This is a genomic window from Camelimonas lactis, from assembly GCF_004342915.1.
In the GTDB taxonomy this organism is placed as follows: Bacteria; Pseudomonadota; Alphaproteobacteria; order Rhizobiales; family Beijerinckiaceae; genus Camelimonas; species Camelimonas lactis.
The window spans coordinates 13,054-26,782 of record NZ_SLWL01000007.1 but is presented as its reverse complement, the minus strand read 5'-3'; the positions used below and the strand labels follow the sequence as shown (position 1 = coordinate 26,782).

Annotated in this window: 9 protein-coding genes and 1 pseudogene; 5 read left to right on the top strand and 5 right to left on the bottom strand. The window is 66.7% G+C overall.

Features of this window, described 5'->3' with window-relative positions:
• Positions 1–23 precede the first annotated feature (23 nt).
• The gene (locus tag EV666_RS09350) at positions 24–2,567 is read left to right on the top strand and encodes a condensation domain-containing protein (protein ID WP_165909955.1); all 2,544 of its coding nucleotides are present in this window, start codon (positions 24–26) and stop codon (positions 2,565–2,567) included.
• A gap of 3 nt (positions 2,568–2,570) precedes the next feature.
• Positions 2,571–3,785 (top strand): alpha/beta hydrolase family protein, encoded by a 1,215-nt coding sequence (locus tag EV666_RS09345; RefSeq protein ID WP_132006571.1) that lies wholly within the window; start codon positions 2,571–2,573, stop codon positions 3,783–3,785.
• Positions 3,786–3,826: 41 nt separating this feature from the next.
• On the opposite strand, the pseudogene EV666_RS18615 reads toward EV666_RS09345, so the two are convergent.
• From EV666_RS18615 to EV666_RS09330, 3 genes and pseudogenes are all read right to left on the bottom strand, one after another.
• A pseudogene (locus EV666_RS18615) lies at positions 3,827–4,225 on the bottom strand (4'-phosphopantetheinyl transferase family protein); the annotation flags it as partial.
• A gap of 260 nt (positions 4,226–4,485) precedes the next feature.
• A complete protein-coding gene (locus tag EV666_RS09335; protein WP_132006565.1) occupies positions 4,486–5,370 on the bottom strand; it encodes a glycosyltransferase family 2 protein in 885 nt (294 codons plus the stop codon).
• Positions 5,371–5,481: 111 nt separating this feature from the next.
• Positions 5,482–6,567 carry a glycosyltransferase gene (locus EV666_RS09330; RefSeq protein WP_165909954.1) on the bottom strand — a complete coding sequence of 362 codons (1,086 nt, stop codon included), beginning with the start codon at positions 6,565–6,567 and terminating at the stop codon, positions 5,482–5,484.
• Between the two features lie 1,212 nt (positions 6,568–7,779).
• Here EV666_RS09330 and EV666_RS09325 point away from each other — a divergent pair.
• Together EV666_RS09325 and EV666_RS09320 are read left to right on the top strand one after the other, a co-directional pair.
• Entirely contained in the window at positions 7,780–8,589 is an 810-nt protein-coding gene (locus tag EV666_RS09325) for a helix-turn-helix transcriptional regulator (RefSeq protein ID WP_132006559.1), read from the top strand.
• 158 nt (positions 8,590–8,747) lie between these two features.
• Entirely contained in the window at positions 8,748–9,578 is an 831-nt protein-coding gene (locus tag EV666_RS09320) for a methyltransferase, TIGR04325 family (protein ID WP_132006556.1), read from the top strand.
• 122 nt (positions 9,579–9,700) lie between these two features.
• On the opposite strand, the gene EV666_RS09315 is transcribed toward EV666_RS09320, so the two are convergent.
• Positions 9,701–10,147 carry a VanZ family protein gene (locus EV666_RS09315; protein WP_245514327.1) on the bottom strand — a complete coding sequence of 149 codons (447 nt, stop codon included), beginning with the start codon at positions 10,145–10,147 and terminating at the stop codon, positions 9,701–9,703.
• Positions 10,148–10,218: 71 nt separating this feature from the next.
• Entirely contained in the window at positions 10,219–10,944 is a 726-nt protein-coding gene (locus EV666_RS09310) for a LuxR C-terminal-related transcriptional regulator (RefSeq protein WP_132006553.1), read from the bottom strand.
• A 519-nt stretch (positions 10,945–11,463) separates the two neighbouring features.
• On the opposite strand from EV666_RS09310, the gene EV666_RS09305 reads away from it, so the two are divergent.
• On the top strand, positions 11,464–13,311 hold the full coding sequence (locus EV666_RS09305; protein WP_165909952.1) for a polysaccharide biosynthesis tyrosine autokinase: 1,848 nt from the start codon (positions 11,464–11,466) through the stop codon (positions 13,309–13,311).
• Positions 13,312–13,729: the final 418 nt, after the last annotated feature.

Genomic DNA, 13,729 nt, shown 5'->3' with positions numbered 1-13,729 from the left:
TGAGCCATCAGGGGAACGCCGCCTTGAGCCTGCCAGAGCCGCTGGAATTCGGAGCGACCTGCGCGCAAGCTTGCTATTGGCGCCGCTGCCAGCGGAGCCCGGGAGATCCGTGCCTCAACATCGCCGCGCGCTGGCGGCTGGAAGGGCCGATACAGATCGCGCTGATGGAGCGCGCCTGGCAGCAGGTGGTGGACCGTCACGAGGTATTGCGCACGGAGTTTGTCGAACAGGACGGACAACTCGTGCAGCGCGTGCTGCCCCACGCGCAATTCCGCATCCGGCATGTGGATCTGCGTGGCGCGCCGCCGCCGGAGCAGGAGGCGCTGAGCGAGCGGCTGGGCCGCGAGGAGGCGGCCGCGCCCTTCGACCCGTTCCGGCCGCCCCTGCTCCGGATCACGGTGTTGCAGCAGGCGGACGACAGGGCGCACATGCTGCTCACCACGCATCATCTCGCGGGTGATTGTTGGGCCAACCTGACGCTGGTGCGGGAATTCGCCGCCATTTGCGACGCGCTCTCGCTGGGAGCGACGCCCCATTTGCCAGACCCTCCCATGCAGTTCGGCGATTTTGCCTCGTGGCAGAACGCCTGGCTGGCGGCGGGCGGCGCGGCGGCGGTGGAGCAGTACTGGATAAAGCGGCTGGACGGACTGGCGAACTTCATGGTTCCGACAGACCGCGCGCCGCCGGCCCATCCGACCCGGCGCGGCGACATCTTCGGCATGATGGTTCCGGCTGGCGTCGCGGAGGCGACGCTGGCGGCGGCGCGGGCGCGGGGCGCGACATTCTTCGCCTTCGGCCTCGCGACTTTCGCCGCCCTGTTGCATCGCTGGAGCGGGCATCAGGATATCCTCGTCACGACCCAGATCGCCGGGCGCGATGAACTCGAGCTCGAAACCGTTGTTGGCCCGTTCATCAATACCCTGGCGCTGCGCATGGCCTGCGCGCCGGAAACCCGTTTCGCAGACCTGCTGGACGAGACCCTGGCGACGGTTGGCGAGGCGCTGGAAAATGGCGCGCTGCCGTTCGAGAAGCTGACGGACCGCATCACCCTGCCGGCCAGCGATCGCCGGGGCGCGCTGCATGGCGTCAATTTCCAGGTCCTGAACAGCGCATTTCTCAAGGATACCCGCGCCGGCGCCGTGGCGCTCCGGGGTTTTCCCAGCCTTTCGCCAGGCGCCAAGCGCGATCTCGACGTCTATCTGGTGGAGCGGGAAGTCGGCTGGCGGGCCCAGTGCGAATATGATCCGGACCTGTTTGATGAGGCGACCGTCGCCTGGGTCGTGCGGTCATTCGTCGAATTGCTGGCGGCTGTCAGCGCTGACCCGGCGCGGACGCTCGCCGATCTGCCCTTCACCCCGCCGATGGGGGCGCCATCCGGCGCCGGGCGTCGGCTCCAGTCTGCTGCTGCCCGGCCCGTTGCGGTCGATGTCGCTGCTGTCGAAGTCATGGACAGCGCGTCGCCCGACGCGCCGGCGGAGGACAACAGCGTCCGGGCGGAGCGCCTGGTGCAGTTGTGGCGCGCGGCGGTGCGTTGTGATGATCCGCCGCCCGGCGCGAGCTTTTTCGAACTGGGCGGCGATTCCATGCGCGCGGCCCGGCTGGTGGCCCGTATCCACGATGCGTTCGGACAACGGGTGGGCCTGGCGCGGTTCTTCCAGAATCCGACCCTGGCGGGGCTGGCGGAGAGGCTCGGCGTGGAACTCGACAGCGGGCCATCGGCGCCGGTGACGGGGTATGGTGACGACGGGGACGAAGACTGGCGGATCATGGAGGTCAGCCCGCGCGGCTCCCGGACGCCGGTGATCGGCGTCAACAGCGTGGAAACCCTGTTCGCCCTGGCCCGCGATTTCGGCGAGGACCGGCACATTTTTGGGGTGCGGCTGTTCGAGCCCGGCAAGCCCCATGGCATCGCCGGCAAGACGTTTCCCGAAATCGCCGCCGATTACATTGAGGTCATCCGCGCGGTCGAGCCAAAGGGGCCCTACATCCTGTTCGGCCTGTGTGTTCATGGCGTCCTTGCCCTGGAGATCGCGCGCCAGCTGCGCGACGCCGGCGACGTGGTCGAGATGGTGTGCGTCGTCAACGCATGGCATCCCACCTACGCCCGGAGGCTGAACTTCCTGAACCGGCAACTGGTGCGGCTGAACGACGTGTCCTGGAACCTGCGGCGGGTGTTCAGACGGGAAAAAACCTTTGTTGAGTTTCTCGGCAACTACCGTCTCGCGCAAGCTAGCGGACTGCTCCAGCTCGCCGTCCGGCTGGGCCTCATCGACAGGGCGCCGACGCGAACGGGCTCGGAATTCAATGATGATTTCCTGCTGACCCTGATGCAGGCGCGCGACGCCTGTGAACCGCGCGGCGTCAGCGGCCCGGTGATGCAGTTCCTTGGCCCGGATACGCCGAAATGGCCTGGCATCGACCGCACGCTGGGATGGAAGGGCGTCGTCAACGGCGCCATCCATGTTCACGACATGCCGCCGGCCAGGCCAGGCCCGGACGACCCCGGCGTCGCCTGCATCGTCACGCATTTCGGGCGCATGATCGAAACAGGGGCCGCTCGGGGATAGATCATGGCCGGCGACAGCGCATCCAGCGGCGGGATAACCCGGCGGATCGCCGTCACGGCGATCGTCGCGGCCATTGGCGGCGCTGGCGTCGCGGCGGCGATGGCGGGCCCGGCGCCGGTCAAGGAATATGCGCGGGCGCTCTGGTTCATGGGCGCCCCGCGCCCGGCGGCTGGCGGGCCGTTCGCTGTCGGGCGGCGTGAGGTGGCGCTGACGCTGCCGTCCTGGGGCGGCGTCACGGTCGTTCTCTGGTATCCGGCGGCGGCCTCCCGGGCGGGCCTGGCGGAACGGTGGCGCCGCCGGCTGCTGCGCCCCACATCCGCCGGCTTTTCGGAAAATGCGCCCTGGGCCGAAACACCGCGACCGTTCCCGCTGATCGTTCACTTTCCATCATGGTTCGGGCGCGAAACCGAAACATCCTTCACGCCAGCCGAGCTGGCCAGCCATGGCTATGTGGTGGCGACCCTGAATGACATCGTTCACCTGGAGCGGCGGGAGGGCGTTGCGGGCAGGCTCCAGGCGGCGTCATTTGACTTTACGTCACCCGAAGCGTTTCAGGCGTCGCGGGCTCCGGCGGCGCAGCGGGCGGAACTGGAGGCGCGCTTCGGCCAGGAGGCGCTGGAAGCGCTGCTGGCGCGCCCGGAGACGGGGCCACATATTGATGCGACCCGTATTGGCGCGTCCGGCTTTTCATTCGGCGGCGCCGCCGCGCTGGAGCTCAGCCTGCTGGATCCACGCATTCGCGCAGTGGCCAATCTCGACGGGCTGGTTCTGGGGCAGGCCGCGCGCGGCGGCGTTCTGGCGCCCTATCTCTTTTTGTCGGCGGATATCGGGCCGCCAACCCCGGAAGAACTGGCGCAGCCCGATCTCGCGGTGCGGTTCGACCGTATGCTGGACGGAGAGGTTCTGGCGTTTCAGCAACGGCAGGCGGCGCAGCCGGACAATTTTACTTTCTTCATCAAGCGAACCACCCATCTGGATTTCACGGACCGCCTGCTGATGCCGGCCTTTGCCGAGGCGTTTCGTCCCTCCGGACGTGACCGCGCCGAAATCTGGCGGCAGATCAACGGGCGGCTTCTGGCATTCTTCCAGCGCTATCTGGCGGCGCAGCCTGATGCGCCCGGCAACGCATCTGTCGGCGTCCAGCGTCTGAAAGAAATCTCGTGGCCAGACAATGGCGCGGCGAAGGCGCCAACAATGTCGTCCGCCGGCGCGAAGTGAGCAAGCTGCCAGCGTGAGGGCGCTTCGGGCTGTCCGGCGAGGCGCAGCAAGCGCGGCGGCGCGTCTGGCGCAAGGGTGACGTCGAAGGCGTCGAGCGGTTGCGCCAGGCCCAGACCCAGCGCCTTGATCACCGCTTCCTTGCGCGTCCAGCAGCGATAGAAGCCCTGGAGCCAGTCGCGCCGCGGCAGGCGGGACAGCCCGGCCAGCTCCGCGGGCGAAAAGGAGTGGCGCGCCACGTCCGCCTCCACGGGCCGCACCTGCTCCACGTCGACGCCGAGGGGGCAGCGCCAGCCAATGGCGAGGGCGCCGAGATTTTCCGTATGGCTGAGGTTGAAGAACGGCGCGCCTGCTTCCGCCAGCCCGGGTTTGCCCCAGGCGTTGCTGACGAAAACCAGGTCCCCTGGCGGGCGACCGAGCGTCTCCCCCAGAATGCAGCGCATGGCCCCGTGCGCTACAATATAGCGGTCGCGATGCAGATCATGAATGAACCGCGCGGCGCGCGCCCGCTCGTCGGCCGACAGCAGGCCCGCCAGCATTGCGCGCGCACGGGCCGGAGCTTGCAGGCTGAACAGCCAGATGACGACGTCACGACGGGAGGCCGGCTGGTCTGACGTCACGATGGGCTCCAATGATGATCATGCGCGGCGCGGATCTGCGGAAAAATGCCTTCGTCAGGTATCGGCCGCCGGATTCCCTGGCGCTAGAGCCGGGTTGAGAGCGCTCCCCACGCCATGGCGCACCGGATCGTATACTCCGGGCTGACGACGGAGAGTCCGAGCAGCACCGGCAGGCTCGCGGCAAGTTTTACCGGATTTAACGACTTTGGCAGTGGTTTTCCAAGTTCATGATAAATGCAGATGCGGGAAACGCCTTCCCAATACGCCCGCCGCCGGGCCCACTGAACGGTCAGGCGCTCTGGAGGAATACAATGCTCAACGCCAAATCGTCCATCATAGCGCGCATGTAGGCCTTCCTGACGCAGGCGCTCGATCAAGAACGCCTCCTCGCCGCTGATCAGCCGCCCGCCGACCCGGCCCAGCCGCGTCGGAAAGCCGCCGACCGTCTGGAGCGCCCGTCGACGGACGGCGAGGTTCGCGCAAACGATATTGAAGTCGGCCGCCGGGCCTGATCCGGGCTCATCCGTGCACGACAGCAGCAGCTTCCAGCGTTGACCAATGTGGTCATGCCTGGCGCCGCTGGGCCAGCGCGCCCGCACCTGCCCGCCAATCACCGCCACATTGTCGGGCGCCGCCGCGAGACACGCCGCGAGCTCTTCCGCCCAGTTGGGAAAGGCAAGGATGTCGTCATCGACATAGACGATCCATTCGCTCTCCGCCCGCGACGCGGCGAGATTGCGGGCGAATGACACGCCTGCTTCGTCACAGCGGATCAGGCCGGTCCCCGACGCGGATGCAATCGCCTCAAGCGTCCTGGCTTCGCCGGGCGATGAGGCGCTGTCGACGAGCAGAACCGGAAAGCCGGCCCCGGCCGCCTGCGTGGCAAGCGACGCCAGGCAGGCCCTCACACTGTTGGCGCGGTTATGCGTGCAGATGGCGATGGTTGCGACGGGCGCGGGCGTCGTCATGCCGCCTGCGCCTTCGTCACCGGCGCAAGGGACTGGCGGAAACGGAGAAAACGCGCGTGTTTCATGGTGCCTCCAGCGTGCACGAAAGGTATGGAAGAGCAGCAACGGCGGTCATGCGGCGCCGGCAATCCCGCCAATGAGGCTGCGCCAGCGCCCCAAAACGGCGGCGGGCTCAAAATTCCCCAACCGCTCTGCCGCCGCCGCCACGCGCCGCGCCCGCTCCCCGGCCGACATGCCGGCGATGGCCCGCATGCCGGCGGCGATCGACGTCACATTCAGGGGATCTGCCTCCAGCATGGTCGCGCCGCCGATTTCGGTCAGTATGCCTCCGGCGGAGACGAGGCACGGCAGCCCGTATTCCGTCGCCTCGATCACGGGCATGCCGAACCCTTCCATCAGGCTCATCAGCACGAAGCCGGAGGCGTGGCGATAGAGCCAGCGAAGCTCGGCGTCCGTCGCGTATCCGGGCGCCGTCACGCCCGGCGTGCGCTGCGCCAGCTGGCGGGCAGCCCCGGCTCCCGGTTCATCCCCGCCGACCAGCACATAGCGCCAGCCCTCGCCGGCAAGACCGGAGGCCGCGAACGCCGCGATGCAGCGGGCCTGGTTCTTGCGGTCGCCGATGCTGCCCACGGTCAGGAGAAAGGGGGCTTCAATGCCGGCCGGCTGCTGCTCCGGGCCTTCGGTGACGCCGGGGCGCGTTGGAATGTAAATCACCTCCGACGACGCATAGTCCTCGCCATACAGCCGGTGAAACTCCCGCTGCGAGGTCTTGCTGACGAACACCATGTGGGGCCGCGCCTGCCGGATCAGGCCATAGGCGTGGGCGTACAGCCGGTCGACCTTCGGCGCATAGTATTGCGGATGGGTGACCGGGCCGACGTCATGGCACAGAACAATATCCCTGCTTTCAAGCCGGTGGCGCACGACGCTGAGAGGGTCGAGATGCAGCGTCGGATGCGGCTCGCGCACGGCCGGCAACGGGGCCAGCAGGGCAGGCCGGAAAACGCGGGCCAGCGTTTCTTCGTGGGTCAGCCGCCCGGCAATGCGCCGCGCCAGATGGCCGGCGGGACAGGCGCGCAGGCGCCCATAGCGCACCGCGCCGACCCTGTCGCCCAGCGCGGCGATGATGTCCCGTCCGAGAAACAGCTTTCCGGTGCGGTCATTCAGCGCCAGTGAGAAATCAACGTCTACCTGCATTTTGCCGCCCATGCGATGCGATAATGCGCATCCTGGCGCCGGCGCGACGTCCTGTGACGATGGCTATCGGGCGGCGGCGTAACAAGAATGAAGTACGGCGCGGCGGCAAAAAAGGCGGTGGGGCGCGCTGCGGCTCGCTTGCTGCGCCGCGGCTCCCATCGTGCGCCGCGGGTCGCGCTGGGGCGGCGGGCGACGTGGCGTTGTCGCGCGGTCCGCAAATTGACCCGGCGCCCTGACGATGCCCGCGTTGCGATGGGGGTGACCATCAGGGCGTTCACATTGGCGTGCACAAAAGAAGTAGACGCGCTCCCGTCCGTTGACACGCAGTCTATCGGAAGTCGTATATAGATCGTGAGAATGTGCATTTTGCGCCGTTTAATACGACTCGCGATTGGGTTTGACGCAGATTTCGGCGAACTTCCCGAAAATACGTTGTTTTTTAAGGCGAATTGATGCGTGCAATTGTAATTGCCAACAATTTAATAACTTCAGCTCAACAGTAATCACGAAAACGTGAACGGCCAAAAATGAGGCGCCGGGCCGCCACCCGGCCATGCGTCCCTTACCGAACTGTCGATCCGGATTCAGTAAAACGGGCGATCACCGTTTCGTTATGCGGCGGATTTCGCAGGGTCGGGTCAGGGACTGCTATGGAAAATTAGCTGATAAAATATCCGTGAACTCAAATTGACCATGCAATATAATCTACGTAATTTCGTTAAAATTTGGTTAAATTCTTTATTGATCAAGGCAATTATCGTCAAAATGTGCACATGATCCATGATTTGATTAAATATTTCATGTCATAAGACGGCGACAAAGCGTGGCCGTTACGGCATTCCCCCCAAACTTGACAGTTATTCTGCCCGGAACAAGCCGTTCCGTCGGTGATTTCTGTTTTGTGCGATGATAAAGTGCCGACACAGGCCAGATGCGCGAAGAGAGGGGGATGGGGTATCCAGCGTCGACCTTCAGGGGCTCCGGGGCAGGTTTTCTCATCGAAACAGATATTCTGGCGTGCGGGCAGTCCGGGGGCGAAGTCACACATGGTGTGACGCGAATATCCGGACATTGACGGTCGCTGCGTGCAGTCATGCGTCCATCCCGGGCGGTTGTCGCCCGGGCAGGGACGCCGCTGCGGACAGCGGTGGCTGACACGCCTCACGGGGGAAGAACGCGCATCCGGCGGTATTGCGGCGACAGGAGGCAAACGTGACAGAAACTGCTGCAATGATCGACAACCGGAAGCGGTCTCACCTGGAAAACGGCTGGTCGACGGCTTTGCGCGCCGATGCAGGCCGGTATCGGGGGCATGACGGTTCGTCGGGGCCGCGTGTGGATGAGGATGCCGACAGTTCCGCAGGGGCGCCATGCACGGTGGTGATCGAGCCACGGATTTTCTTTCGCGACTGCGTGCTTGCCTCACTGGAAAACGTGGCTCCGGCAACCCGGTTTCTGGCGTTCGGGTCCGTGGAGGAATGGGCGCAAAGCGACGCCGTGCTGGAGACGGACCTGGTGGTGCTGTGGCGGGCGGCGGACGATGTCTCCCCCGGAAGCGTGGAGGACATCGGCAAACAGGTCACGACGGTGCGCGGGGCCTCGGCCGAAGCGCCCCTGGCGTTGATGTCAAATCATGAGGATCTGGATTTTGTGCAGAAGGTCATGGACGCCGGGGCCAACGCTTTCATCCCGACAAGCCTTGGCCTGAAGGCCACCATCCGGGTGTTCGATCTGGTCCGGGCGGGCGGCGCGTTCATTCCGGCGTCCTGTCTTGCCTCGGCGGCGCGACCGCACGCGGCGCAGGCCCCCGGGTCAGCCGAACTGGCCGGCCTTTTTTCACCGAAACAGCTGGCCGTCGCCCGCGCCTTGCGCAAGGGAATGCCCAACAAGCTGATCGCCTATGAACTCAACATGTGTGAGAGCACGGTCAAGGTGCATGTCCGCACGATCATGAAAAAGCTCAAGGCGCGCAACCGCACCGAGGTCGCCTTCCTGACCCAGAGTCTGGGGACCCCCGGCTGACGGCTGTGGGTATGACGCGGGGCCATGGCCCATCTTCCCAGCCCGTTCGGCGGGCTGGCGGTCCATGACCGGGAAGGGACGCAGGCGCCGACGCGTTCCGGAGGTGTTCCGGGCGCGGCTGCGCGCATGGCGCCAGGCGTGAAAAGCCGGGGGGCTCAATGTTGACGTCAGCACTCACCTCAGTTGCGCGTATATCGTTATGCCGGAGCGGCATTGGCGGACTTATCGGACAGGCGCCGGGGGTCAGGGCGGCCTACAGCCGCTGGGCGCTGTACCGCCTCAATGTGGGCGGCGTATTCAACGGCTGCTTCGGGTCCTGGGATGAGGCGATGGCCGCGATCCCGTCCGACCGGCTGGCCGGTTGGGATCATGACGCGGCCGCCGCCATATTCGACGCGCCGCTATCGCGACAGCCGAGCGTCTATGCGTCCATGTTCTGGTTGTCACAGCTGTTGCGGCCGGGCGACCGGATTGTTGACCTTGGCGGCGGCGCGGCGATTACCCAGCGTTTGCATACGGCGCGCGCGCCGCTGCCCCGGGGCGTGCACTGGACTGTCGTGGAAACGCCGGCGGTGGCGCGGTTCGGCGCCAGCCTGGCGGAGAAGGGCGATCTGGGCGGCGTGACGTTCGTTGACAGCCTCGACGCCGCAGGGGCGTGCGACGTCTTCTTCTCCGCCGGGGCCATGCAATACATGCCCGATGGTCTGGGGACGCTGGGCGCCGTGCTGGCGAAACGGCCAAGGGCCGTGGTTCTGAACAAGCTGCCGCTGGCGGCTGCGGCGGATTACTGGACCCTGCAGAACTTCGGGCCCGCGGTCTGCCCCTATCGCGTGTGGCGCAGAAGCGATTTCATCGCCGCGGTCACCGCGCAGGGTTACGCCCTGAAAGACGCGTGGGATGTCGTTGAACTGGCCTGTGACATTCCCTTCCATCCCGAGTTGTATGTGCCCATGTTCGCGGGCCTGGCTTTCGTACGGACGGATCCGTAAGGTCATGGACCCGCGGTGAGGGACCGGCCGCCGGCTTCACCCGAACCAGAAATCAGGGAAGCCGGGACCAGCGCTCCGCCGGCCGTCGCGAGGAAACTGGCGATATGGCGCGAAGCGCGGGGTCATTGCCTGTCCGTTGTCCCGGAGAAGCGTTGCAACAGCGCAATGGTCAGGCTCGCCAGACCAACGCCGGCCCAGGAGCCGAGGCAACTCGCCAGAAAATCCCCCAGGCCCGGCGTGCGTCCTGGAACAAGCGCCTGACCAATCTCCAGCGCGCCCGCCAGCGCCATGAGGGCGCCCGCCGCGTACAGGCGTGATCGCCGGCGGCCCAGAGCCAGCGCGATACACGCCGCGGTCAGCAGGTACGCAAGGAAATGCTCCCCCTGTTTCGGCAGCGGCGTGCGGGTTTGCATCGCGCCGGGGATCAGCGACAGCCAGACAATGAGGCAAACCGCCAGCGCGCCGCCGGCGCGGGCGACGTGGCGGATGGACGCCTGCGCGCGCCCGTCGCCGCCTGTGGCCTCGCGCAGGGGAAGGGGCGCGGCGCGAGGTCTGTCGATTTCAGTCAAGGAACGATCCGCTTCATTGCGTGCGGGATGATGCCCATGGCCAAACGCTCCCATGACGGTGAATGACGTGGTCACGCGCCGTCAAGAAACAGTCCCTGCGTGCGAAACGCCACTTCTGTCCGGTTTTTGACCTTGAGCTTCTTGATGATGTTCCGGACATGAACCTTGACGGTGCTTTCGCTCATGTTCAGCTCAACCGCAATGACCTTGTTCGGCTGGCCCTTGCGCATGGCGCGCGCCACCTCCAGTTCCCGTGGCGAGAACAGGTTGAGCAGTTGCTGGTCCGAGGGGCCGGCGCCATCGTGGGGCCGCCCGGCGCCCAAAAGGTTCGCGGGCACATAGATGCCGCCGGCGCGAATGAGCTTGAGCGCATGCACCGTCACTTCAAGGGAAACGCCTGGCGAAAGGTAACCACGCGCCCCGAGCCGGATGGCCTCGCTGGCTTGCAGGGGATCGTCCTGGGCGGCGAACACCGCGAACGCCAGGTCGGGTACGATTTCGCGGGCCGCGGATATGTGGGGCGACAACTGGTCCGACAGCGACCCGTGGGCGGAGCCGCAAAACAGCATCAGGGTGGTCGCCAGTGGATCGCCGTCCCGCGCCCAGGCGGCGATGTCCGGGAAGGTCTCCATGGGGGAGGCGGGATCGAGCGCTGTCAGGGACAGGGCGATGCACTCGCGCACCAGCGTCCGGGGTTCGATCAGCACCGTGACGCCATCGCCTGGGGTCCTGTCGTCCATCGCCGCGCCATTGGCGCCAGGCCGGTCTGCGGTTCCCCGGACGCCATGGGACATCATCGGATTGCTCCAGTGGACGCGCCGGAAGGACGGCGCGCGCGCCTGGCCGCCGTCAGTTGCAGGTCACGCCGGGCGGCGCGCTTGGGCAGGACACAGGACATGCACGCCTCCTGACAGGCCTCTGATTCATCGGTGTGGTGGCGGGGCCTGCGGCGGCGCGGACGCCCTTCCGCCATGTTCGATGGCCCGGTGGGCGAAGTCACCGCGCCAAAATGGTCAGGCGGTCCTATCCGTTCGACCAGTCCCGCAGGGGCGCGGCCTCATCAAAAATCGTCCGCGCCGCCCCACGGCGCCGCGCCTGGCCCGCGTCACGCCGCCGCCGGCCGGCTTTTCCGGCGTGTTGAAAGGCGTTGGCGGCTGGCCGGGCGCCCGGTTGCGGCGCCGCTTACCTCATTTGGGCGTGTTTGGCCTGGCATGGGGTGAACCTAGAATTTGTCGGCGCCGATTGACCTGGTCGGAGGGGCTGGCTCACCCACGCCAGCCGTGACGGGATCACGCATATGGGTGATGGACAATGTCATGGCCGCAGACCGCAGAAACATTCCCGCAGTTGTCCCGGAAGCTGGTGATCGGGAACAGGCGCGCGCGCCTGGCCGGCGTGAATTTCTGGACTTGCGCGATATCGGCGCCCTGTTGCGTCGCTATGGGCCGCTTGTTGGCGGGGCGACGCTGGCGGGGCTGGTCATCGGCGCCGTCTGGGCGCTGATGACGCCCGCTGCCTATACCGCGACCGCCCAGCTGGTGATCGATCCAAAGGCCGTGCAGCTTTCCCGTGAGGAAGCGCGGGAGCAGTCGGGCGGCGTCGAGGCGGCGCAGGTGGAGAGCCAGATGGCGGTGATGCGCTCGGACCGTATCGCCGAGCTTGTCATCAACCGGCTCAATCTGACGAAGGAGCCGATGTTCGCCCGCGCTGTCCGGGACATTGAATCGCCCACGGTTGCAACCCAGGTGGTGATCGGCATGTTCGCGCCGAAGCTGGATGTCCGGCGTCAGGGCCTGTCTTATGTTATAGATGTCGCCTTCACAGCCCCTGATCCGGCGCTCGCGGCGAAAATCGCCAATGCGGTGGCCGAGGCCTATGTGGACGACGCCCGGGATGCGCGCACGGCGGCGGCGCGCGTCGGCTCCGAATGGCTGGAGCGGCGCGTCGCCCAGCTGCGCCAGAACATGAACGAGGCGGCGCTGGCGCTGCAGGAGTTCAAGGCCGGTCGTGACTATCGCATTTACCGGCGCCAGCCGCAGGCGCAGAACCCCGCGCAAGGCGCTCCCGGCCCCAGCGACGCGCGCGGCGATCAAAACGTGCGGTTTGACCGCAATACCCTGGAAGAACTGGAGACGACGGCCCAGTCCTACCGGAAGATCTATGAAACCGCCCTCCAGGGCTATGCGGAGGCGGTGCAGCGTCAGTCAAATCCGCTGATCGAGACGCGCATGCTGTCGCCCGCCACCAAACCGCTGGGCAAGAGCCATCCGCGCACCAGGCTGATCATGGCGCTGGGCATGCTCGTCGGCCTGCTGGGCGGAACGGGCGCGGCGGTGTTGCACTGGAACCTCGATGCAAGCCTGCGGACGGCGACGGCGGCGCGCGATGCGTTGCTGGCCCCCTGCCTTGGCCTGCTGCCGATGCTGTGGCGACCGGCGCTGCGCCGGGGCTGGCTGGCGGGGCGGAGCTGGCGCGCGCGCCTGCGCTTCCTGCTGCTGCGGCTGATCAGCCGCCGGCGTTCGCAGGCGATCACCCTGTTTCGCAAATGGGACTTTGTCAGACCTGATCCGTTCCAGCAATCGATGGCCAACGTCATGACCATGATGGCGACGCTGGAGCGGCATGAGAACGTCCGCATCATTGGCGTGACCTCGGCCCGGCGCGGCGAGGGCAAGAGCACGATCGCGAGCAATCTGGCCTGCCTGCTGGCCGGCTCCGGTTTCCGCATCCTGCTGATCGACGCGGATTTCCGGCGGGGTTCGATCAGCCGCGCCGCGGGCTTCAACGACAATAGCCCGGGCCTCGCCCATGTGCTGCTGGGGCGGGCCCATGTACGGGACAGCGTGGTCACGGCCCCCCATTCGGGCGTGTCGCTGTTGCCGGCCGAGACGAGCGCCAGCGCCACGTTCGACGCCCTGCTTGGCTCGGGGGCCATGGGGCGCTGCCTGGAAGAAGCCCTCGCGGGGCATGATCTGGTGATCATCGACCTGCCGTCGACGGAGGAAAGCCCCGGCGCCATGGCTGTCGCCCCGCTGCTCAGCGGCCTGCTGATGGTGGTGCAATGGGGCCGTACGCCGGCTGACGTGGCGGCGAACGCGGCGGCGGAGCTGCGAGAGGCCGGGGGGCGGATCATCGGTTCGATACTCAACAAGGCGGCCGCCTGAGGCAGCAGGTCCAGACCTCAAGGCCCAGAGGCCGGCCCGGCTCCAGGCGCCAGATCCGGCGCCTGGAGCCGCGTCGCTTCCGGCGCTGTCCCACCGGCGTCCAGCATGCGACCGGAACCATCCGTGACGCCCGCCAGCAGATGAGGCGACCTCATCGGCTGTCTTTCAGGGCGGTGTGATTACTGTCCGGGGATGACGCGATGGCGCGGGGGCTTTCAGGATCAACGCATCCTTGCTGCGCCACGCTGATCCGGCCCGCGCGTTCGCGCGACGGCGCGGGCCCTGCCCAGGAGGTTCGCGCGTGAAGAAAGGCGCTGGCCGGCGGATCCGCCTGGTCCGTGGCCCGCAAGACGGGGGCGCGCAAGATGGGAGGCGCGCAAGACGGGAATTGGGAAACGTGCCCGCCGCCCGGCCGGAA

What these genes read in the sequence shown, in the direction of transcription:
- EV666_RS09330 (WP_165909954.1), bottom strand. Translation starts at nt 6,567, where the DNA reads ATGCAGGTAGACGTTGATTTCTCACTGGCGCTGAATGACCGCACCGGA.
- EV666_RS09345 (WP_132006571.1), top strand. Translation starts at nt 2,571, where the DNA reads ATGGCCGGCGACAGCGCATCCAGCGGCGGGATAACCCGGCGGATCGCC.
- EV666_RS09335 (WP_132006565.1), bottom strand. Translation starts at nt 5,370, where the DNA reads ATGACGACGCCCGCGCCCGTCGCAACCATCGCCATCTGCACGCATAAC.
- EV666_RS09320 (WP_132006556.1), top strand. Translation starts at nt 8,748, where the DNA reads ATGTTGACGTCAGCACTCACCTCAGTTGCGCGTATATCGTTATGCCGG.
- EV666_RS09310 (WP_132006553.1), bottom strand. Translation starts at nt 10,944, where the DNA reads ATGATGTCCCATGGCGTCCGGGGAACCGCAGACCGGCCTGGCGCCAAT.
- EV666_RS09305 (WP_165909952.1), top strand. Translation starts at nt 11,464, where the DNA reads ATGGCCGCAGACCGCAGAAACATTCCCGCAGTTGTCCCGGAAGCTGGT.